The organism is Methylocystis sp., from assembly GCF_051061225.1.
Taxonomy (GTDB): domain Bacteria; phylum Pseudomonadota; class Alphaproteobacteria; order Rhizobiales; family Beijerinckiaceae; genus Methylocystis.
Genome location: NZ_JBPFEB010000097.1, coordinates 30,928 through 49,966 on the forward strand (window position 1 = coordinate 30,928; position 19,039 = coordinate 49,966).

Annotated in this window: 20 protein-coding genes, 3 tRNA genes and 1 pseudogene; 14 read left to right on the forward strand and 10 right to left on the reverse strand. The window is 63.9% G+C overall.

All coding sequences use genetic code 11. The features are described 5' to 3' along the window. The 14 genes from ACR652_RS17770 (at position 1) to ACR652_RS17835 (ending at position 9,728) form a co-directional block, all read left to right on the forward strand. A complete protein-coding gene (locus ACR652_RS17770) occupies positions 1-597 on the forward strand; it encodes a hypothetical protein (protein ID WP_434507817.1) in 597 nt (198 codons plus the stop codon). 1 nt (position 598) lies between these two features. Further along, entirely contained in the window at positions 599-1,276 is a 678-nt protein-coding gene (locus ACR652_RS17775) for a hypothetical protein (RefSeq protein ID WP_434507818.1), read from the forward strand. After that, a complete protein-coding gene (locus ACR652_RS17780) occupies positions 1,273-1,677 on the forward strand; it encodes a DUF6950 family protein (RefSeq protein WP_434507819.1) in 405 nt (134 codons plus the stop codon). The genes ACR652_RS17775 and ACR652_RS17780 overlap by 4 nt, the downstream gene beginning before the upstream one ends. Then, a complete protein-coding gene (locus ACR652_RS17785; protein ID WP_434507820.1) occupies positions 1,670-2,050 on the forward strand; it encodes a hypothetical protein in 381 nt (126 codons plus the stop codon). Before ACR652_RS17780 ends, ACR652_RS17785 begins: the two co-directional genes overlap by 8 nt. A 62-nt stretch (positions 2,051-2,112) precedes the next feature. After that, positions 2,113-4,107 carry a hypothetical protein gene (locus ACR652_RS17790; RefSeq protein WP_434507821.1) on the forward strand — a complete coding sequence of 665 codons (1,995 nt, stop codon included), beginning with the start codon at positions 2,113-2,115 and terminating at the stop codon, positions 4,105-4,107. A gap of 45 nt (positions 4,108-4,152) precedes the next feature. Then, positions 4,153-4,608, forward strand: coding sequence for a hypothetical protein (locus ACR652_RS17795; RefSeq protein ID WP_434507822.1), 456 nt, complete (start codon positions 4,153-4,155; stop codon positions 4,606-4,608). Further along, the gene (locus ACR652_RS17800) at positions 4,605-7,016 is read left to right on the forward strand and encodes a hypothetical protein (RefSeq protein ID WP_434507823.1); all 2,412 of its coding nucleotides are present in this window, start codon (positions 4,605-4,607) and stop codon (positions 7,014-7,016) included. Before ACR652_RS17795 ends, ACR652_RS17800 begins: the two co-directional genes overlap by 4 nt. A gap of 49 nt (positions 7,017-7,065) precedes the next feature. Then, complete coding sequence (locus tag ACR652_RS17805) at positions 7,066-7,662, forward strand: PAS domain-containing protein (protein ID WP_434507824.1); 597 nt, start codon at positions 7,066-7,068, stop codon at positions 7,660-7,662. Continuing rightward, positions 7,659-8,378 (forward strand): hypothetical protein, encoded by a 720-nt coding sequence (locus ACR652_RS17810; protein ID WP_434507825.1) that lies wholly within the window; start codon positions 7,659-7,661, stop codon positions 8,376-8,378. Before ACR652_RS17805 ends, ACR652_RS17810 begins: the two co-directional genes overlap by 4 nt. Next, the gene (locus ACR652_RS17815) at positions 8,375-8,845 is read left to right on the forward strand and encodes a hypothetical protein (RefSeq protein WP_434507826.1); all 471 of its coding nucleotides are present in this window, start codon (positions 8,375-8,377) and stop codon (positions 8,843-8,845) included. Before ACR652_RS17810 ends, ACR652_RS17815 begins: the two co-directional genes overlap by 4 nt. Further along, a complete protein-coding gene (locus tag ACR652_RS17820; protein WP_434507827.1) occupies positions 8,842-9,219 on the forward strand; it encodes a hypothetical protein in 378 nt (125 codons plus the stop codon). The genes ACR652_RS17815 and ACR652_RS17820 overlap by 4 nt, the downstream gene beginning before the upstream one ends. Positions 9,220-9,476: 257 nt before the next feature. Continuing rightward, positions 9,477-9,562 (forward strand) — tRNA-Ser (locus ACR652_RS17825). A 4-nt stretch (positions 9,563-9,566) separates the two neighbouring features. Then, positions 9,567-9,652 (forward strand) — tRNA-Ser (locus ACR652_RS17830). 2 nt (positions 9,653-9,654) lie between these two features. After that, positions 9,655-9,728: transfer RNA gene (locus ACR652_RS17835), tRNA-Thr, on the forward strand. A gap of 138 nt (positions 9,729-9,866) precedes the next feature. On the opposite strand, the gene ACR652_RS17840 is transcribed toward ACR652_RS17835, so the two are convergent. The 10 genes and pseudogenes from ACR652_RS17840 to ACR652_RS17885 form a co-directional block, all read right to left on the reverse strand. Next, positions 9,867-10,049 carry a hypothetical protein gene (locus ACR652_RS17840; RefSeq protein ID WP_434507828.1) on the reverse strand — a complete coding sequence of 61 codons (183 nt, stop codon included), beginning with the start codon at positions 10,047-10,049 and terminating at the stop codon, positions 9,867-9,869. A gap of 9 nt (positions 10,050-10,058) precedes the next feature. Beyond that, positions 10,059-10,493 carry a hypothetical protein gene (locus tag ACR652_RS17845; protein ID WP_434507829.1) on the reverse strand — a complete coding sequence of 145 codons (435 nt, stop codon included), beginning with the start codon at positions 10,491-10,493 and terminating at the stop codon, positions 10,059-10,061. A 170-nt stretch (positions 10,494-10,663) separates the two neighbouring features. Continuing rightward, positions 10,664-10,843 carry a hypothetical protein gene (locus tag ACR652_RS17850; RefSeq protein ID WP_434507830.1) on the reverse strand — a complete coding sequence of 60 codons (180 nt, stop codon included), beginning with the start codon at positions 10,841-10,843 and terminating at the stop codon, positions 10,664-10,666. 183 nt (positions 10,844-11,026) lie between these two features. Then, positions 11,027-12,130 (reverse strand): tyrosine-type recombinase/integrase, encoded by a 1,104-nt coding sequence (locus tag ACR652_RS17855; RefSeq protein ID WP_434507831.1) that lies wholly within the window; start codon positions 12,128-12,130, stop codon positions 11,027-11,029. A 190-nt stretch (positions 12,131-12,320) separates the two neighbouring features. Beyond that, positions 12,321-13,088, reverse strand: coding sequence for a hypothetical protein (locus ACR652_RS17860; protein WP_434507832.1), 768 nt, complete (start codon positions 13,086-13,088; stop codon positions 12,321-12,323). Beyond that, positions 13,085-14,800, reverse strand: a complete 1,716-nt coding sequence (locus ACR652_RS17865) for a hypothetical protein (protein ID WP_434507833.1) — start codon at positions 14,798-14,800, stop codon at positions 13,085-13,087. The genes ACR652_RS17860 and ACR652_RS17865 overlap by 4 nt, the downstream gene beginning before the upstream one ends. Next, a complete protein-coding gene (locus ACR652_RS17870) occupies positions 14,797-15,072 on the reverse strand; it encodes a hypothetical protein (RefSeq protein ID WP_434507834.1) in 276 nt (91 codons plus the stop codon). Before ACR652_RS17870 ends, ACR652_RS17865 begins: the two co-directional genes overlap by 4 nt. Before the next feature lie 101 nt (positions 15,073-15,173). After that, positions 15,174-16,325, reverse strand: coding sequence for a DNA polymerase III subunit beta (gene dnaN, locus ACR652_RS17875; RefSeq protein ID WP_434507835.1), 1,152 nt, complete (start codon positions 16,323-16,325; stop codon positions 15,174-15,176). Beyond that, positions 16,322-18,574 carry a DNA cytosine methyltransferase gene (locus ACR652_RS17880; protein WP_434507836.1) on the reverse strand — a complete coding sequence of 751 codons (2,253 nt, stop codon included), beginning with the start codon at positions 18,572-18,574 and terminating at the stop codon, positions 16,322-16,324. The genes dnaN and ACR652_RS17880 overlap by 4 nt, the downstream gene beginning before the upstream one ends. Then, positions 18,571-19,039 (reverse strand): annotated as a pseudogene (locus tag ACR652_RS17885) (DUF7666 domain-containing protein); the annotation flags it as partial. The pseudogene ACR652_RS17885 and the gene ACR652_RS17880, both read right to left, overlap by 4 nt.

The following is a 19,039-nucleotide window of genomic DNA, read 5'->3' on the forward strand; positions in this document are numbered from 1 at the left end:
ATGCTCGACCTTCCCGACCACGGCTATGTCGATTTAAGCATCTCGGGCATCGATCCGGGCGGAAACACCGAAGGCATTCTCGGTGGAACGACGAACACTCTGGACCGGCCCGGATACCGCTATTCGATCCAGTTCACCCTCCCCGAGCTGGCGACCGAGAAGGACGCGCGCATTTTCCAGGCGATGCTCGAGCAGGGGTCTCGCGAAGACGTGTCCTATCCGTGGCCGCTCGACGTCAAGGCCGTGCCGGCCGGAACGCCGGTCGTCGACGGCGCGTCGCCGGCCGGAGCCGTGATCCCGATTCGCGGGCTCGTTGCCGATTACCAGTTCAAGCTGGGTCAGCCGCTCGCCGTCATCACCGTCGATCCGGTCACCGGCGAGACCATGCGCTTCATCCACAAGGCGAAGGCGGCACAGGCGGCGGACGCCACCGGAGCGATCGTGCTGGAGGTCTTCCCAATCACGCGCAAGGCGTTTCTCGACGGCGACACGATCGAAGTCGAAAAGCCGCGGATCGGCGGCGCGCTGACATGGGATGGCGGGCGCCAGGGCGCTTACGGAGCCCGGCCCTTCACGTTCAGCATCACGGAGCGGTGACGTGACGCCCGAAATGATCGCCGCGCTGTCGCAAAAGCGCGCCCAGATCACCGGCTTCTTCGAGTTCGGCTTCGCCAGCGGAACGCGCAACCTCATGCTCGGCAGCGGCGAGGTCGATTATCTGGGCGTCACCTTCAAGGGGTCCGACCCGACCTTCGGCTCGGTGAGTGCTGGACAGGAAGTCAATGAGGACGCGACCGGCGAAGCGCCCAACACGTCGATCACGATTGCCGTCGCGCCGACCGCCGACAAGGCCGATATCGCCTCCGCCGCCGTCCAGCTGACCCCGGTCAAGATCAGTCTCGCCGCGCTCACGCTCGACAATGACAAGCATTTGATCGCGATTCCCGACCCAGAGCTCATTTTCGACGGCTTCGTGGACCAGGCGATCGTCAATCTCGACAAGAAGAAGGACGAGGTTGACTACACGATCATCTCGGCTTTCGATTATTTCTTCGAGGATAGCGAAGGCCAGCGGCTCAGCCCCTCGTTTTACGCGCAAATGTATCCGACGGAGACCGGCCTCAACAATGTGACCGGCGTCGCCCGCAAGATCTATTGGGGGCAATATGGACCCGGCCAGAGCGCGGGCGGGCGCGGAGGCGGCGGCGTTGGCTTCGGAAGCGCGGCGGGCGGCGGCTCGCGCGGCTTCATCAGCAATTACCAGGTGCCGGTGTGAATCTCGTCGAGCGCGTCAAGGCGACCCAGCAGACGGTTGACACGTTCAAGGGCAGGCCATTCGCCGACGGCAGCGCCGATTGCGTCCAGCTCGTGCTTGTCCATGCTCGCCACATGGGGCGCAAGATCAAGGTGCCGCGCTACGGCGACGTCAAAAGCGCGGCAGCGGCGCTGGAGAAGCTGGGCTTCAGGACGCTTGGCGAGGCGATGGACAAGCACTTTCGGCGCATCGGGCAGCACGAGATACTGGCCGGCGATATCGTCGAATCGCTCGGCTCGAATGGCTTTTCCGGCCTGATGATCGCCGTCGGCAACGGTCGGACGCTGGGCTTCCATGAGAGCGTTCCCCACTGTGACATCCTGCAGCCGCTCATCGTCACCGGAGCCTGGCGGATTGAATGATTCGACCATCCGACGTACTTCCGTCCAGATGAAGGTTCTCGCTCTCCTTACCTGCGTTGCGCTGACCGGCTGCGCCGGAACAATCGAGCAAAATCGTTCAAGGCCTGCGCGAGCGACCTACACGAGCCTGGCAACGGAGCCTGCCCTTGAACATTGCCTTTCCGGAAAGCTGAGCTGGACAGGAACGCCCGCGATTATCCACGGCGACGCTTCAACCGAGATCGCCTTCACGACGGATTACGGGACTGAACCCCTCATAACGCTTCGGCCGCTAGAACAGGGAACTCAGGTCGAAGTCCGTCTCAAACATCGTTATCTGTCGAAGATGAGGCGCGATATCGAGGGTTGCGTCTCAAACGCAGGAACCAGCTAAGCAGCCGCGCTTCACGGCGCGACCCTACAGACACGCCCTCCCCCGCAATACCCTTGGCGCGAATGGCCAAGGTCGCGAAAATCGCTGCAATCGTCGTCGGCGTCGCCGCGATCGCGCTCACGGGCGGTGTTGCTCTTTTCGGGGCACCGGCCGTCCTCGGCGCCCTTGGCAGTATCGGAATCGGGCTGAGCGCTGCGGGCCTCACTACGCTGACGACAGTGCTTTCTGTCTCCGCCGCCCTGCTTTCGACCGCCGCCGGTCTCCTCGCCAAGCCGCCAAAGTTCGGATCGACAAGCGCGGGCCAGCAGCTCGACTTTATCGCCGATCCCAATGCCGGAGAGCCTTATGTCATGGGCGACGCCCGCGTCGGGATGAACATCGTTCACCAGGCGAGCTGGGGCGACAAGAACAAGTTCCTTGGCATCATCGGCGCCCTCTCCTGCGCCGGGCCGATCATGGCCTACGACGGCCTCTACGCCGACAATACGCAGGTCGCCTTCTCCGGCCGGGATGCGACCGGCTATTACGCTGGCTTTCTCTATGAATCGACGCAGCTTGGCGCCCGGCCGGAGGCGTCCGCTCTCGACATGACGGCGCCCGACACTTCGGCCATGCCGGATTGGGACGCCGCCTCCAAGCTCTCCAGCATCGCCGCCGCCGGCCTCCTGCTCGTTGCCGATATCGACAACGGCAAGGTCTATTCGGGCGGCGTTCCCCAGCTCACGCACCAGGTGCGCGGCGTCTATGGCTACGATGCGCGTCTCGACGGCACCAACGGCGGCACGGGAGCGCAGCGCGCGCTCGACGAAAGCACCTACGCCTACAGCGCGAATCCATGGGTCCACGGCTCGACCTATGCGATCGGCAGGTGGGTGGACGGACCGGACCGTCCGGTCCGCGTCATCGGCCCGGGTCTTCCCGTCGACAAGGTGGATTGGCCGAGCTTCATCGAGGCGGCGAACATCGCCGATGCGAACGGCTGGAGCGTCTCCGGCCGGATCATGTCCACCGACCGCAAATGGGACGTGCTGAAATCGATCGCGCAGGCGGGCGGCGGCTATCCGATCCCGACGGCCGCGAAGCTCGCCGCGCTCGTCAATACGCCCCGGGTCAGCCTCGAGACCATCGAAGAGGCGCATCTCAAGGGACCGGTCCAGGCACCGCAAATGTCGATGCGCCGCGTCATTCTCAACGGCGGCGTTCCCAAGTTCCGGTCGCCCGATCACGCATGGGAGGTCGTTCCCGGCAACATCGTCCGCAATGCCGATTACCTTGCGGCCGACGGCGGCAATACGAAAACCAAGGAGGTCGAGCTTCCGCTGGTCGCCAACGCGGCGCAGGCAGCCCAGCTCGCCGCCTATGAGGTCGCCAACAGCCGCGAGCGCTCGCCGATCTCGCTCGAGCTCGACCTCTACTGGTCGCAGTACAAGATGGGCGACTGCCTCACGTTGAACATCCCGTCGGCGCTGCTGTTCAACCAGAAGTGCGTCGTCATCGGCCGGACACTCGATGCGACGAAGAACACGGTCACGTTCAGCTTCCGCACGGAGGATGACGCCAAGCACGAATGGGCGCTATCGCAGACGGGCGGAGCGCCGCCGGCGACGACGGTGGGAAGCGATCCCGGCGCAGGCGACGTCGGGGGCAACGCCTCCACCGTCCTGCGCGGATCGTACCCCAAGAGCTTGCGGGTCCAGGCGGTCGATACCGGCACCGATTATTCGATCACGCTCGACGGCGGCAGCGCGGGCGCGAACTTCATCATCGACTATGCGACAGATCCGCCCCAGGACATTCCCGTTCCGGCAGCGACGTTGACGGCCTTCGCTTATTCGAGCGGCACCTATTACCTGTTCGCCGACGTGACCGGCGTTGGCGACGCCGCCCCGACCTATGGCGCGACGACGACCTATGGCGATGCGCTCAACAGCGCCACACATCCCAATCGCATCTACCTCAATCAGTCGGTGACGATTCCGGCCTCGGGCGGCGGAACGACGTCTGGCGGCGATTTCAGCGGCGGATATGGCGGAGGCAGCGGCGGCGTCCGCCCGTAACGCGCGACCCTACAAGCACAAGCGCGGCGACGGCATCATGCGCTTATGCAAACGCCAGCCGAACTCCCCTTCTACGTCGACCGCTGGGTTCCCTGCGTCCGGCGGCTTCCCGTGGTCAATGCCGATCTCACGGACGCGACCTTCGCAATGCAGGTCAGGCTGACCGGCGACCAGCCCGGAACGCCGTTGATCGACCTTGGCACGGTCAGCACGGATATCCAGGGCGTTCGGCTGATCGAGGTGGCGACGGACACTCTCGCCAACCACATTGCAGCCGGCCGGCTGGCGTCTGTGCCGGCGGGCTACGCTGAAACCGACAGCCTCACCGTTTCCCTTCTTGGCATTCGGATCGACGAGGCGACGATCTCGGCGCTGCCCCTTCCTGCCGAGACGGGTGACAATCTCGAAATCGCGTGGGATATCGTCATCACGCCGTTCGGCAGCGATCCCGACAAATATGCCGGCGGAGCATTCATCGTGCGAGCCGGCGTGACGCAGTGAGCACGGCCAGGAACTCTCTGCTGCTGGGCGCGTCCATCGCCAGCCTCCTCGTCGAGCCGGTCGTGATGCAAGAGCCTGTCTCGCCAGTCGTGATGATGTACGACCTTTCGAGATGGTCGACGATGCTGTTTCAAGATATCGCCGGGACAATTCCCGTCACGGCGGACGGCGACCTGGTCGGCTGCATCAAGAGTGTCGACGACCCGGCATTCGACCTCGTAGCGCCGGACGATGCGAGCCGCCCGACGTTCCGGATCGACGCGCTCGGGCGCCCCTATGTCGAAGCGGGATCGGGCAAGGGCCTCTCCATCCGCACACCGCTCATGCTGACGATTCCCTTCTATCAGGTGGCCGCGCTCGCCACGACGGCTGATCAGACCAGTGTCTCGGGCATCAAGGGCTATCTCAATTCAGCCGACATCCAGAATGGCGGTTTCGCGAGCGCGAAAGCGGTGACGCAGGGTGTTTCTCCCGTCTCTCACGATTTCGCGGAGCCGGAATCGCTCTTTTATGCCTGGCCGATCCTTCGTCCGGCGGTATTCGACGCAATGATGGATGCAGGGAGCGTCAGCTTCCGACAGGACGGGATCGAGACCGCCGGCTTCTCGCCGGTCGCGACGACATGGGGTCAGCGCGAACTCTTTGCCGAACATAGCATCTACGGCGTCAACATCACCAGTCAGGATCCGGCCAACAATTATGTTGGCATCGCCGGGACTGGAACCACGCACTTCTATGGTGGCGCTTTCGTCGTCAGCAAGCCGCCCGCCGCGCAGCGCGATGCGCTTGTCGCCTACTTCGCCGCCCAGCTCGAACCTCAAATCGACCCTGCGGACGAGGTCATCCTTTGCATCGGCGACAGCACGCTCGACGACGTTGCGGTCGCGACCGCGGACGAGGCCGAAGAGCTGTTCCTGAGTTCGTTCCACGCCAATGCGGCGACCTTCTGGCCCGACAAGACGGTCCTCTACCAGAACCACGCGACCTATCAGGCCAAAGAGCAGCTGACCGGGTGGCGGGTCCTGCAAACGGGCGCATCGGGCCGCGTCTTCATCTACAACAGCTCGGTTTCAGGATCCGAACCACAGCACTTCATGGGCGCGCGCTTCGCCAAATATCTCGAGCGCCTGCCGCACGTCGATCGCGTCGTCTGGGGCCACGGCCACAACATGATCACGACGGATACGACGGGCTGGGTCCGCCTCGGCAACTTCCTCGACGCGATGGACCAGGTCCGGCGCGCGTTCCCGGCTGCGGCGCACATGGTTTTGCGCCCGCACCCCCGGCAGACCGATACGTTGATGAACGGAGTCGTGGCGGCGGTCGACCGGATGGAGACGATCTACGGCGACATGCAGATCGTGAACATCCACGATCCCTGGGTGGCGGACGGCAAGCCCGCGTCGCGCTACTATGACGGCGTCCACCTCACGGTGACAGGCGCCGGGAATGGCGTCGATGCGCAGCGCGCGATCTTCGACCCGGCCTATGCGGCGTGGGTGTCGTCGGGATATCCCGTGAATCCGCTGATCGACACCGTCTCCGGCGGTCTTCTGACGAACTCCGACTTCAGCAGCTGGTCGGGCGGCTTGCCGACTGACTGGACGGCGGTCGGGGCGCCGACAGTTAGCCAATCGACCAACGCGGACACGTCGGAAGGCGATTCGACCGCGCTCCTGATCGACGGAGCGGACGGCGCCGGGCTGTCGCAGTCGATCAGCGCCGTTCCGTATCGCGGCACCGAAGTCATGGTCGCGATCCGGCTCAACGGGGTTTCCGGCTTCGGGGGAGCCGTCAAGCTCGTCGTCGATGGGACCGGGGGCGGCGCCTCTGAAGAATATGCGAACGGCAAGGCCAATGGGGCGTGGCGCTGGGCGTACCTCACGGCTCACGTTCCCGCCGATGCGACGACGATCACTGTCACGCTCCATGGCGGCGTCGGCGCGGCTGGCGCGACCCTGTATGGCAGGGCTGTCCTCCTTGGTGCGATCCCGGCCTACGTCGCGCCGCCGTCGCCCGTGAACATCATTATCGATACCGGCTTCGACGACCCGACGGCGTGGAACGCGACGACCTGGACCGTGAGCGGCAGCAAGGCGTCGACGCCGACTTCCAACCCCTATGCGGCGGACCAGCTCATTCCGCTCGCATCGCCGGGCGGCCCGTCGTTGACGATCGTCAACGGGAAAACCTATCGCATTACGCTGACGATCGCCGACTTCGTCGCGAGCGGGTTTCCGCTCCACGTCCACCTCGGCTTCGGCTTTCCGGTCGATTTCAGCGGCGGCGACGGAACCTATGTCGCAACGGGCGTCGCAAACACGAGCTCGACAAACGATATTCGCATCAGCGGACAGCAATGGTGGATCGGATCGCTGACGTTCCTCAAGATCGAGGAAATGCCGTAGCCGTGACGAACCTACAGCCAAGGCGCGCTGGTCCGTATCTTTTCCAGCGATGTCGCCGGCTCTCATCTCTGTCATCAGCATCGCGCTCGATATCATTCTGGGCGGCGGATTGCTGGCCGTCTGGCTGAAGTACCGGATCCAGGCCAGGAGCGCCGATCGGGTCGATTTCGAGACGGTACTGGCGGAGGTGAAAAGCCAGCGTAACGAGGCATGGGCGCACATCGCGGAGCAAGTCCGCAGGATCGAGAACATGGAGGCTGAGATTCAGGGCTTGCGTATAGCCCGCGATCTCGATCCCTTTCCCAACTGGCTTGTCGACCTTCAGGGTCGCTTCCTATACGCCAATCGCGCCTTCGAAGCTCTTTTCCTCGAGCCGAAGGGCCAGACGTACCGCGACATCATCGGCAAAACCCACATCGACGTCTGGCCCGAACCGTTCTGCCGAACGATCAAGGCTCTCAACTCCGCGGCCGGCAAGAGGCCGGACGGAACTGCTCGAGCAAATGCTTCACTGGACATTCCCGACCTCGGGCGGTGTTCGGTGACGGTCCACAAGTTCCCCTATCGTATCAAGGGCGTGATCCTTGCCTACGCTGGCTACATCACCGTCATCGATCCCGACATGCAGCGGCTTGGCGAGCAATGAGCGCCGCCGACTTCTTCAATTCGGCCCGCGCGTACAAGCGCGAACTGACCGGCAATCCGCTCGACACGCTGAGCCAGGAGGACGTCGACGCCATCAATGCGGCCACAGCAGCGCGCTGGCAGCCCGCGGAGAATGAAAATGCCGCGAAGGCTGTCGGACAGCCGCAAGCCTTCTTCGGCGCTGTGCGGGCGTTTACGGGCGACCTAGCGCAGTCGCAGATCGACGGATTCAGCGCGCTCCTGACGGCAATCGGCGCGGCCCGCTGGCCCTGTTCCTGGTGCGCCTACGGCCTTGCCACGGCCTATTGGGAAACGAACAAGACGCTGCAGCCGGTCAAGGAGGCCTATTGGCTGTCGGAAAGCTGGCGCAAGGAGCACCTGCACTATTATCCGTGGTACGGCCGTGGATATGTCCAGCTCACATGGCAGCGCAATTACGAGCGCGCCGATGAGGAGCTCGACCTTGGCGGGCAACTGTCGCTCGATCCTGATTTCGCGCTGAAGCCGGACATCGCCGCGCGGATCCTGGTCGCGGGCATGGAACAGGGCTGGTTCACGACGAAGAAGCTGGCCGATTACCTGCCGAGCGACGGCGCGGGGGGTTTCGACGCCTTCAAGGGCGCGCGGCGCATCATCAACAGGCAGGATCGCGCTTCTGAAATCGCCAAGATCGCGGTCAAGTTTCAAGATGCGCTCGCGGCGGGAGACTGGGCATGAAGCTTCCCAGCGGCGACAGCTTCATCCGCATATTCGCGATCTTCGGCGTCGCGGTCATTTCCGCTTACGTCATGTGGATGGCGTACCGGCTCAATGAGACGCTGAGCGGGCCGGGATGGTGCAAGACTGCGCTCGGGGCGGAAAAAGCGAGCTCGACCGAAGGCGCGGTCAAGGGGCTGGACGCTTGCGTCGACCTCCTCAAGATCCAGCTGAAGAGCCTGTCGACGAACAGCCATATTCTGCTCGGCGTCGTCGCGCTGTGCCTGCTCGTCCTGATCGTGATCGTCATCGCCCGCGGGCATCTGGATTTCAGCGCCAGCAAGACGGGCATCAGCGGCAGCATCGGGAGCGAGGTCGAGCAGGCCGCGGACAAGGTGGCGGGCGCGGCGCTCGACAAGGCCGCTGAGGTCAAGGCCGACGCCAATCCTGATTACAGCGGACCAGCAATGCCGGAGCCGAAGCCATGATCGCTTTCCTTGCCAGCCTCGCCCTGAAGGCCGGAATCCCCGCTAGGTTCGCCAAGTTCGCAGTCATCGCCGCTCTCGTGATGCTTCTGATCGTCGGTCTAGGCGTGGCGAAATGCACCTATGACCGCAGCGTCATCAACGCGCACGATGCCAAGCGCGATGCGGCGACGGCGAAGGCCGACCGGAAAGCCGACGAACACGCCGCCGTGCAGCGCCGGACAGACGACGCTCGGCTCGCCACTGAAACGCAGGAGGTCAAAGATGCCGTCGAAGAAGCTAAGCGCACTGGCGCTGATCCTCGCGCCGCCTATTATGCTTGTGTCCGCTTGCAACAATCCGCCCGCGCCCGCCTCCAGCCACCCCCCGATTGCTGATCTCACGTGTCCCGACGAGCCGCTGATCGATGCGATGCTGGCCGCTGATCCTACGGGCGTGACATTCGATGCAGCGGTGCGCTCGGCCGGCCAAGCTTGCCGGGATGCACTCGCGCGCGTCTGCCGCTGGCACAAGGAGCGCGGGGCAGAGGTGACTTGCCCGGAATCACTGCCCGGGGTAAATCCGCAGCCATGAACCGCCCTCTCGTCTCATCAAGCAGTCGAACACGCTAGGCGAGCAGCGCGCTCGCCTTAACGGCGGGTGGCGCTCAGTGGTGGGCAACTGGTCCCGAAAACCAGGCCGTCTGCAAGGACGAGGGTTCGACTCCTTCACCCGCCGCCATTGTGGAGCGTGAACCGGCAAGGTGCCGGGACCGCCTGCTAAGCGGCTCGCAGTCAAGGCTGTTTGGTTCGAGTCCAGCGCGCTCCGCCAGTGCCCGTTTAGCTCAATGGTAGAGCATCGCTTTCGTAAGACGACGACGCGGGTTCGATTCCTGCAACGGGCTCCATCTTAAACCGGCGCCTTCCACACCCTGATCGAATGCCCCGACGCCGGCTTGCGGTTCGCGAAGTCCGACATGCAATCCGGACCGTGCCAACCTCGGCCGTTCATCGGCTTCCGGCATTTCACACAATAGATCAGGCTGTCAGCCGGCGGGATGCGCGGTTTCTTCGCCATCGGCTTCGTTGGCCAGCTCTTCGCAAATCCACTCCGCCGCCAGTGTCGCGGCTCGCTCGGCGACCTTCTGGATCGTCGGCACGTCCCCGCATTCGTCGATCGCGGTCGCGGCGGCGGTGGCGATGATCTCGTTCCAGCGGGCGGCGTCCATGCGCTCGGCTTAGCGCGTTTCCGGTGCGCTGTTGAGGCCCTGGCGCTCGATACGTCGAAACGCCGTCAGCGCATCATCAATGTTGCCCGCTTGCAAATGCTCGCGACCTATCCGGGCAAGCCTCTCCACTTCTCCTGATACGCCCATAGCGGAGAGCTGATCGGCAAGGCGCTCTAGGTTCTCGCGGGCTGCTGGATGAACACGGACTAACGCGTTCTCATTTCGCGCCGCCCGTCGCAGCCATTCCGCATCCTCCACCACATCGGCAGGACCGACTTGGGCGCGGGTGGACAGATAGCACAGCGGATGATGCTCGGTTTCAGTCGGCGGACAGTTGCAACGCTGGCCCGGCAGAAGCTCTTTCGATACGTCAGTGGTGCTCGCAGTCGTGTGCGACGGAACCTCAACTTTTCCGTCGAAGCGATGGTTCGATACGTCAGTCAAGGTCGTCTCCAGACGCGCGACAGACAGCCTCAAAGCTCTCGTAGCTCTCATTGCTTGGTCCGTAGGCGTGCGCGCTGCGAAGCGCCTTCTCGATTTCCTGAACGGCGTCCGTAATCCGCCCTTCCTTGTGTAACCGGCGCAGCTTGCTGTCGAGCCTGACGGCCTCGGCGCTAAACGGTCCCCATGCCATCATCCCTCTCCTCCCCATCTCGCAGTTCGTCCGACGAAGCCGGATAGGCGTCGGGAACGTAGCGTGTCAGAGTGTTGGGCGCGTTCATATCCAGACAGTCGGCGCAATGCCGCTGGAAGCTGTCATGCTGGAAGCACGGTATCCGAAGCTCACCCGTCATTGCTCTGCTCCTTTGGACTGTACGGGATTTGAACGGAGATTCTCGGTTCGTTCGTGCTTTATTCTGCGCGGAACGACGAGGATCGCTGGTCGCGATCGGCGGCTGCAGAGAGGGAAAAGTGGCGCACCCGACAGGATTCGAACCTGTGGCCTCTGCCTTCGGAGGGAATTGAACGCGGCAGATTTATGAGCCTGATTTCATCAGTTTAAGGCCCGTCGCCTTTTCGGCGTGTTCGAGCCCTGTACGAAAAGCGGCCAAAATCTTGCCTCCCGCGTCCTCCGCGTGGGTATAGGTCCGCTTCATCAAAGCGAGGTCTTTCCACCCGCCAAACTGGCCCGCCGCCTTCTCGTCGACCGGCTGGCGGACGTTGAACTCCTGACCGAAACCGTGACGGCCGGCGGCGTGGGGCGAGCGGTAGTCGATCTTTGCCGCTTCGCAGGCCGAGTGCCATGCTTTGAGCGGTCCGCATGAAGAGGCATAGCCAAAGACGCGAAGGTTGCGCTTGTCGGTTCGGTCCCATCCGCGCGGCGTTTTCGGCTTCAGGTTGGCGAGCTCGACGACCAGCTCGACCGGAATCGTAATCCAGCGATCCTCATGGCCCTTCGCGCCGGGAATGCAGATGCGATTGTTCTGCAGGTCCAGGTGCTTCGCGGGGTGCATCCTGACCGCCTGCCCTACCCTTGCGCCCGTGACGTACATCAGCAGCGCCAGAGCGGCCGGTCTCGGCGCGGCGTGTTCGCGGAACCGGAGCAACCATTCCCAATCGCCCGGGCGGCGCTCGATCCGGCTCGCCTTCTTGCGCTTCTTGTCCTGCGCGATCCGCTCGTCTTCGCTGTAGCCTTTGATCTTGATCGGCGGACAGAGCGCGCCCTTGAGATCGTGGCCGTTGTTGATGACGGCGCGCGTCGGCGTGATGACCCAGCGCCGCCAGTAGTCCGTGCAATTCTTCGGATAGAGCTTCGGCCCGAGGTCGCGGACCAACGCCGGGGTGATGTGCTTGACCAGCATTTCGCCGAACTCGGCGGCGATCGGGATCAGCGCCAGCGCCATTTGCGACGTCGGATTATAGAGCAGGAGCGCGTCGTTGAAGGTTAGCTGGCGCGCCTCTTCGCCGATGAGATAGACACGACGTTCGCGGTCTTCCCTCTCCGTGATCCAGTCGTTCGCGCCGCTCTCTTCAGATGCGCCAGTGCTTTCGCGGATGTAGCCGGTGATCGGCCGTCCGTTGTAGTCGACGGTCCCGCGCGCCCACCAGATGCGCCCGCGCCGGTACGCTTCGAGGGGCATATGCAGTCCTCCAGAATCGTGTCGATTTGTTCGGGGGTGATAATCATCGCTTTGCCGAGAACATGGCAAGCACCAAGATCGCGGGCCTTCTGGCGCAACGTCCGTTCCGACAGCTCGATACCCTTGGCCGCGAAAGTCTCGCACCAATCGGCCGGCGAGCGGCCGGTCTCGAGGATGGTGCTATGGGCGTTCACGCCGCTTCGTCCTCTTCGCTGGCAGGCAGTGACGCGAGCAGCGCATCGACCTTTTCGGCCAGCTTTCGAGCGTGATCGCCAAGGCCGCGAACGCCGCCATAGAGAGACGTAAGGCCAATTTCGGTGACGAGCTTGACCGCTTCGCCGATTTCCTTCCCTCCGCGCCAGCCGTTGTCGATCAATAGCCCGCTCGCCTCTTCAAACTCTTCGACGAAGCGCTGCAGGTTCTTGTGACTGTTCGTGCGAACCTCGACCTCACGGCGCACCCTCTCGTCTATGCGGGCGCGCTCGGCTTCGGTTTCCTCTCTGACACGGCGGCGCAGCTCCTTGTCCGCCTTTTCCGTCGCGCGGCGAAGCATCGCGGCAAGGAACGGGCGTCCAAGCGGTTCCGGCTCCAGTTTTGGTGCATTTACCTTCACCCGCATACAGCCGCCCTTGAGTTCGATCAGTCCCCAGGTGGGCGGCAACTCGCCTGGCAAGACAATCTCGGGCGTCGTCGCGATCCACCAATGGTCGCAAAAGCGCTGGATCGGCTCCGATTTTGCAGGATCCCGAAGCTCCCGAAGCCAATCGCCGCGGCTGATCTTGATCTCGACGCCTTCGACGCGAAGCCCGCGGCTGGGAAAGAGGTTCATCGCTACAGCGTCGGCGTAGCGCCCTCCTGCCGTTCCCGTTCCTTGGCCGACTTCGAAAAGCAGCGACCATTCCGGCGCCTGATAGCGCTTTTCGAGCGCGGCTCTGACACTCTCGGCGGCGGCGTTCACGGGAACAGCCAATCGGCAGCGCGGACTTGCCCGCGACCGGTCTCAATGAAGTCGAATGAACCGATCTTCGACAAGTACACGCCGAGAGTGCTGGCGGTCCGCGAAAGACCGACGCGATCGGCAAGATCATGCCGACTGACCCATTTTGGATAGTCGCCGACAATCTCATTGAATAGCCTTATTTCGGCCGGCGAAAGCTGCTCTCTCGCTGCGTCCAAGATTGCGGCCGGCGAGGTCATGTCCGGCGCGCTTGCCAAGGCTTCTCCAGATGGGGTGAGGGCGAGTCGACCAGGCTCCGGCACTACCACGAGACCGTCGCGGGTTAATTCGGAGATATAGACGCCGAACGTGGACGCCTTGGGACTGTATCCGGCCATGATGCATGCTCGTCGCCGCTCGACTGTCGGGAAGCCGGCTGCTTTCCACCAGGCCAGCGAATCGAGAACCTTTTGGTGCGATTGACGCAAGCCTGTCGGATCTCGCTGCGTTGCAGGTTCCTGCCTCATTGGCGCCGGCCGCGCGATTGGAGGCGCGATGACTTTAGTGGCAGGCTTGCGCTCGGGTGCTCCCGGAAATTCGATCTGCTCGCCCGACAGGGCAGCAAGGGCCTTCTTTTGCCGCCTCTCCAACTCCTTCGCGCTGGCAGTCAGCCGTTCAAGAGCCTCTGTCGTGGCGGCAAGCTCTTCGGAAAGTCGTTTCACATCCTCTCGCTGGTCAGGCCAGGCTGGCGGCATTTGATAGGTGGCCTGCGCAAGCTTCCGCTCGAGCTCGGCGACACGCGCCTTCAGGGCGCGCGGATCGTTGGCCTTCTGCTCTTCCTCAAGGCTCGCGAGCTTGCCCTTCAGCGCTTCGAGGTTCAGCGGCTTCAAGTCCCGCCGCTCGACCCGTTCGCCGCGCGTCGGCGTCCGGCTGCTGTCGAAGGTCGCCTTGAGCGGGAATGCGGCCGTGTTCAGCACATTGCGCGACGGAAGCCAGACGATGCCCGTTCCGGTCGCCAGTGTCGGCAGTGAAGCGCTGATCGCCGGCCATTCGCCCTGGTCCGCCTGACCGCTCACCCAATCGCCGATCGCCTTGCGGTCCTGCGACGACGTGAGCTTGAACGCCACCAGGCCGTCGACCTGCGAAAGCACGTTCTTGTTCAGCACGGCCGGACGCTGTGAAATAAGCCAGGGGATGAAGCCTTTGACGCGCCCACGGCGGACGATGGTCTCCATCATGCCGAGCAGCTTGGGCGATTCGCCTTTGTCGCGCTCCTGCTGGGGTGCCCACATATCGGCTTCGTCGAAGATCAGGTGAACGGGATCGTTGCTGGCGTGGCGATAGAGCGCGGTCAGGAACGCAAGCATGAAATGGACTTCCCGCTTCTTCTCGCCGAAACCGGAAAGATCGAGGATGGCGCTTTCAGCCATTTGTGCGACCGTCTCGCCGATCAGCGCGCCGGCGTTTTCATTGAGCGGCAGATCGCCACGCTCGCCGCCGAAGATCACCAGCTTGCCCTTTTCGCGCCATGGGGCAGGACGCTGGCCGTCGGCATTCAGCCCGAGCCCCCACCAGACGCCCAGTGGGTCGGGAATGATGACGCGCCCGCCCGCGGCCAGGACGCGCTCGACGCCGCTGCCGGCGTTGTAGGTCTTGCCTGATCCTGCCGTGCCGACGAAGCCTAGGCGGTCGTCGAGCGCGGCATTGGGGATAGGGTAATCGGTCGCGCTCATGCGGCTTTGGCCGTCGGCGTCTGCAGTTGCCGAGCCCGTTGCCCGTAGCGTCCTCGCTCTACCCACTCGGTAACCGTGCCGTCGTTTGCGAAAATGCGGTCGAGCAGCAGCTCCGCTTCCGCCCGGTCGCCGCGCCGGATTGCCGCCGCAAGGTTCTGGACGTCGCCCTGGTCGAGTTCATCGGAGAGGGGAACCGGGTCGATCTCGGTGTAACTAGACGGCAGCGCGGCGTAGGCTTCATCGTCGTCAACATCGACCTCGAAGTCGATCATGTCCGTGGGTTTCCAATGTGAATCGGCGGGAAGTTCAACCTCCAGGTCCGCTAACACGGTCGATACTCGCACCTGCCCGTTTACGTTCATCTTGCCCTCCTTCAGACGCGCATGGTCGTGACGACCCACTTCGCGGAATCGTCAGCAGGATTTGAAATGATCGGCGGCGTGGCGTCGTCGATAAGGTCGAGCTGGATCTGTTCCGCGCCGCTTGCCTTGATCGCTGACAGCAGCTTCGTGGCATTGAAGCCGACGCGGAACTCGCCTCCATCCCACGCGCAAGGCGCTTCCTCGACGGCGTTCCCATGCTCTGCGGACGAACAGGACGCAGTGAGCTTGTCCTTCGACAACTCGATGGTGACCGACCGCGTCCGTTCCGTAGCGACGATGGTGGCGCGGCGGATCGCGCTTTCCAGCGTGTCGGTTTCGATACGCAGCGGATTGCCTTGCACCACCGGCAGCACCCTCCGCCAGTTGGGGAAAGCGCCGTCCACGAGCTTGCCGGTAAGAACCGTAGAGCCGATCTCGAATGTCGCCCGCTTGTCGTTGAAGAACAGGCGGACATCACCGTCGATCTCGTCGAGCAGCTTGGCCAGCGTCACCACCAGCTTCGTCGGCAGGATCGCATTCTCGACGGTCGCTCCACTCGGGGCGGGGAGCGTAGTGAAGCCAAGGGCGTTGCCGTCCGTCGCCACGAAGAACAGCTTGCCGTCCACGACCTCGGTCAGAATGCCGCGAAGGTAGTATCGCGTCTCTTCCGTCGATTGCGCGAACTCGACACGCCTCAACGAGCGCAGGAGGTCGGCAGCGGGCAGGGAAAAGGTGGACGTGGCATTGCCGATCGGCAGCACGGGGAACCGGTCAGCTTTGAGCACCTGCAGCTTGTAATTGCTCCGGCCGGAGCGGACCTCAAGACGGCCGTCGATCATCGCAAGCTCGACCTGCGAACCGTCCGCCATTTCGCGAACGATGCCATGGAGCAGCTGCGCGGAAACGGTCGTCGAGCCTTCGCCCTCGATCGTTGCGGCGACGGTCAGGGCGATCTGCAGGTCCAGGTCAGTCGACGTGATCTTAAGCTTGTCACCGGCAGCTTCGAGCAGCACGTTCGAGAGGACCGGAATCGTGTTTCGCCTTTCGACGATCGCGGCGGCGTGTGTGAGCGCGCGGAAGAGGTCTCCGCGGTCGATCGTGAGTTTCATCTCTTCGGCTTCCGCCTTGGCGTTGGCGCGTTCTTTGGTGGCGACGGCGGTCATTCCATTCCCCTGTCCATGCGGATTGCGAGCTGGTCGGTGTCGACGGTGAGGGCGAGCGCCAGCGGCTTCACCCAAATCTCTTGCGCGGAGAGCTGGAAGGTCTCGCCCATGCTCGCGAGCAGCAGCGTCTCGCCGATCGTCTCCGCCATTGCCTTTGAGGCATTCGACGGGACTGCATTCCCGATCCATTCGCGCTTCGTCGCATCCGACGTCGCGGCAAGATCGACCGGCAGCTTCGCGCGCCAGTTGCCGTCCGGATCCTGCTCGAAAGCCTCCTCCGGATCGACGATCGACTGAAGCGATGCGAGTTCGAGCGTAGTGAACGGCCGGTGCCACGTGTCGTCGAGTGCGACGATCCGGCACACCAGACGGTCTTTCGCCTTGGGCAGCGGGACCGGCTCGACGTCGAGAGCGACGTCGCGAGGGTCGGCAACGGACCAAGAACCGTTGTTGTTCTTCGCGAAAGCTGGGACCGACCCACTCGGTTCGGTCCATTGCACGACGCCGTAATGGCCCTGCGTCGAGTATCCTTCGCGCCCATCTGCATTAAGGCAGCGCGGGCGCGGATCGGCGACGGCGAATGCACCGTCACCCGTCGTCGAAGCGCCGATAACGGCCCGCGTCGGCTGATCGTAGGCAGCAACCTTGTACTTCCGCTTCGCATAATCCTGTTTGGGCATTCGCGGATCGGCGACGCAGTGGCCTCCGGCCGGTCCGCCTGGTCCCGCGACCGCCGCTGAAGGTTCGTCGAAGCGGACGATGCGGAAGGTGTTGTTGAAGCGCGCGCGGCCGGCGAGGCGAGGATCGGCAACGGCGTAAGGTCCGCCGCCCGGTGGCATTTGTCCCTTCACGCACGGTGCGGGCTCATCCCACGGCCGGACGCCCATCTGGACGCTGCGATCGTGGCCGTTGACGCGCGGATCGGCGACACAATGCGCTCCACCGCTCGGCTTGGGATTGCCCGTGACAACGCCAGCAGTCTCTTCCCAGCCCTTCACGCCAAGGACGTTGCGGTGCGTCGCCTCGCCGTAGCTCGGGCGTGGGTCCGCTACACTGTAAGCGCCGTTCTCGACTCGAGAGCATCCCGCGACAGTGCCGCTCGGCTCTTCCCAAGAGCGAACACCCAAGCGTCCCGTGCCTTCGCGGTCAGTCTGGATGCGGGGGTCCGCCACCGCGAACTTGCCATTGCTGGGCAGGCTCTCGCCCTGGACCGTCCCAACAGTCTCTTCGTAGCCAGTGACGCCGAAGGATCCTGACCGGCAATCGACCGGCCTCGGATCGGCAACCGAAAAGCGGCCCTGTCCTGGCGCCCTTTGACTGGTGACGACGCCGGCCGTTTCGTCCCAGCCGACGACGCCAAGCGCATTCTCGCGCAGCGGAGCGTCCGGAACGATACCGAAGTCGCGAAGATGCCCGCCCTCCACTGCGAGGTCGTTCAGCGCTCGCCAGTCCTTTCCGGCCGGAACGAACGCCAGGCGGACCCACGTCTGCCACTGCAGCGACGGAACCCGGTGCATCGGGCCTGCCAATGGATCTCCGGGCAACGGCAGCTTGCCGATGACTTCGCCGACGCCGCGAAGCTTTCGCTTGGGCGGCTGATAGACGAACGGCGGCACCTTCTCCTGGTGACGGGCAATGAGAAGGAAACGCTTGCGGCTCTGCGCCAGCCCGCCCAGCTCGCCGCAATCGTGGACGGTCTCGGCGACAGCATAGCCATAGCCGCGAAGGATTGCGACGATCTGATCGAGCAGCCAACGACCACGGTTGGCGATGCGCGGCACATTCTCGAACAGCACGATCGGAATCGGATCGTCCTTGTACGCCTCGAGCAGAAGCCAGATGCCGCGAAGGGTGAGGCCGTTGAGCGCCTGGTACTTGTCCGTCTCGCTCTGCTTTTGCGACAGGAGGCCGGAGAAGCCCTTGCAGGGCATGGAAGCGAAACAGACGTCCAGGTGCGGCCCGAATGCGGCGACGATGTCCGCCGGCGCCGCTTCGCGCCAATCGGGCGGGGGAACCTTGCCGTGGAACGCGACGTACTGCTCGGCCGAGAAGAGGTCCATGACGGTCCCCTTCACGCCGGTCAGCTTCTCGAAATTGCGGATCGCGCCCGCATCGACATCGATTCCGCCGGCGCATTCGAAGCGAGCGGAGACATTGCCGATGCGCGGATTGGCCATGTTGAAGCCGCGCGCGCCGGAACCGATGCCGCAGGCCAGGTGCGCGTGACGGAAGGTGCGGTTGGTCGTCACTCGGCTTCCACCAGCTTGCCGCCTTCGCAGCGGTAGAAGGTGTCCGGTTTCAGTCCATCGTTACCCGCGATTCCCGACGCCGTGGAGATGATGTTCCAATCGTCGTCGCGTTCCAGAGCGAAGACTGCGCAGCCTTCCGCCGCCTTGACCTTGCCATCGTAACCGCAAGCCATTGCGGCCGATTTTTCGCCGGTCGCCGAAGCCGCGCCATAATCGCCGGTCGCCGAAGCGGCTCCCTGATAGCCGGTCGCCGAAGCCGCGCCATAATCGCCGGTCGCCGAAGCCGCGCCCCGAGAGCCGGTCGCCGAAGCCGCGCCCTGATAGCCGGTCGCCGAAGCCGCGCCCTGATAGCCGGTCGCCGAAGCCGCGCCCCGAGAGCCGGTCGCCGAAGCCGCGCCCTGATAGCCGGTCGCCGAAGCGGCTCCCTGATAGCCGGTCGCCGAAGCAGCGCCATAATCGCCGGTC

Coding starts and splice junctions, on each gene's coding strand:
- dnaN (WP_434507835.1), bottom strand. CDS start 16,325: ATGACCGCCGTCGCCACCAAAGAACGCGCCAACGCCAAGGCGGAAGCC.
- ACR652_RS17790 (WP_434507821.1), top strand. CDS start 2,113: ATGGCCAAGGTCGCGAAAATCGCTGCAATCGTCGTCGGCGTCGCCGCG.
- ACR652_RS17795 (WP_434507822.1), top strand. CDS start 4,153: ATGCAAACGCCAGCCGAACTCCCCTTCTACGTCGACCGCTGGGTTCCC.
- ACR652_RS17815 (WP_434507826.1), top strand. CDS start 8,375: ATGAAGCTTCCCAGCGGCGACAGCTTCATCCGCATATTCGCGATCTTC.
- ACR652_RS17770 (WP_434507817.1), top strand. CDS start 1: ATGCTCGACCTTCCCGACCACGGCTATGTCGATTTAAGCATCTCGGGC.
- ACR652_RS17805 (WP_434507824.1), top strand. CDS start 7,066: ATGTCGCCGGCTCTCATCTCTGTCATCAGCATCGCGCTCGATATCATT.
- ACR652_RS17855 (WP_434507831.1), bottom strand. CDS start 12,130: ATGCCCCTCGAAGCGTACCGGCGCGGGCGCATCTGGTGGGCGCGCGGG.
- ACR652_RS17850 (WP_434507830.1), bottom strand. CDS start 10,843: ATGACGGGTGAGCTTCGGATACCGTGCTTCCAGCATGACAGCTTCCAG.
- ACR652_RS17840 (WP_434507828.1), bottom strand. CDS start 10,049: ATGGACGCCGCCCGCTGGAACGAGATCATCGCCACCGCCGCCGCGACC.
- ACR652_RS17870 (WP_434507834.1), bottom strand. CDS start 15,072: ATGATCGACTTCGAGGTCGATGTTGACGACGATGAAGCCTACGCCGCG.
- ACR652_RS17810 (WP_434507825.1), top strand. CDS start 7,659: ATGAGCGCCGCCGACTTCTTCAATTCGGCCCGCGCGTACAAGCGCGAA.
- ACR652_RS17865 (WP_434507833.1), bottom strand. CDS start 14,800: ATGAGCGCGACCGATTACCCTATCCCCAATGCCGCGCTCGACGACCGC.
- ACR652_RS17820 (WP_434507827.1), top strand. CDS start 8,842: ATGATCGCTTTCCTTGCCAGCCTCGCCCTGAAGGCCGGAATCCCCGCT.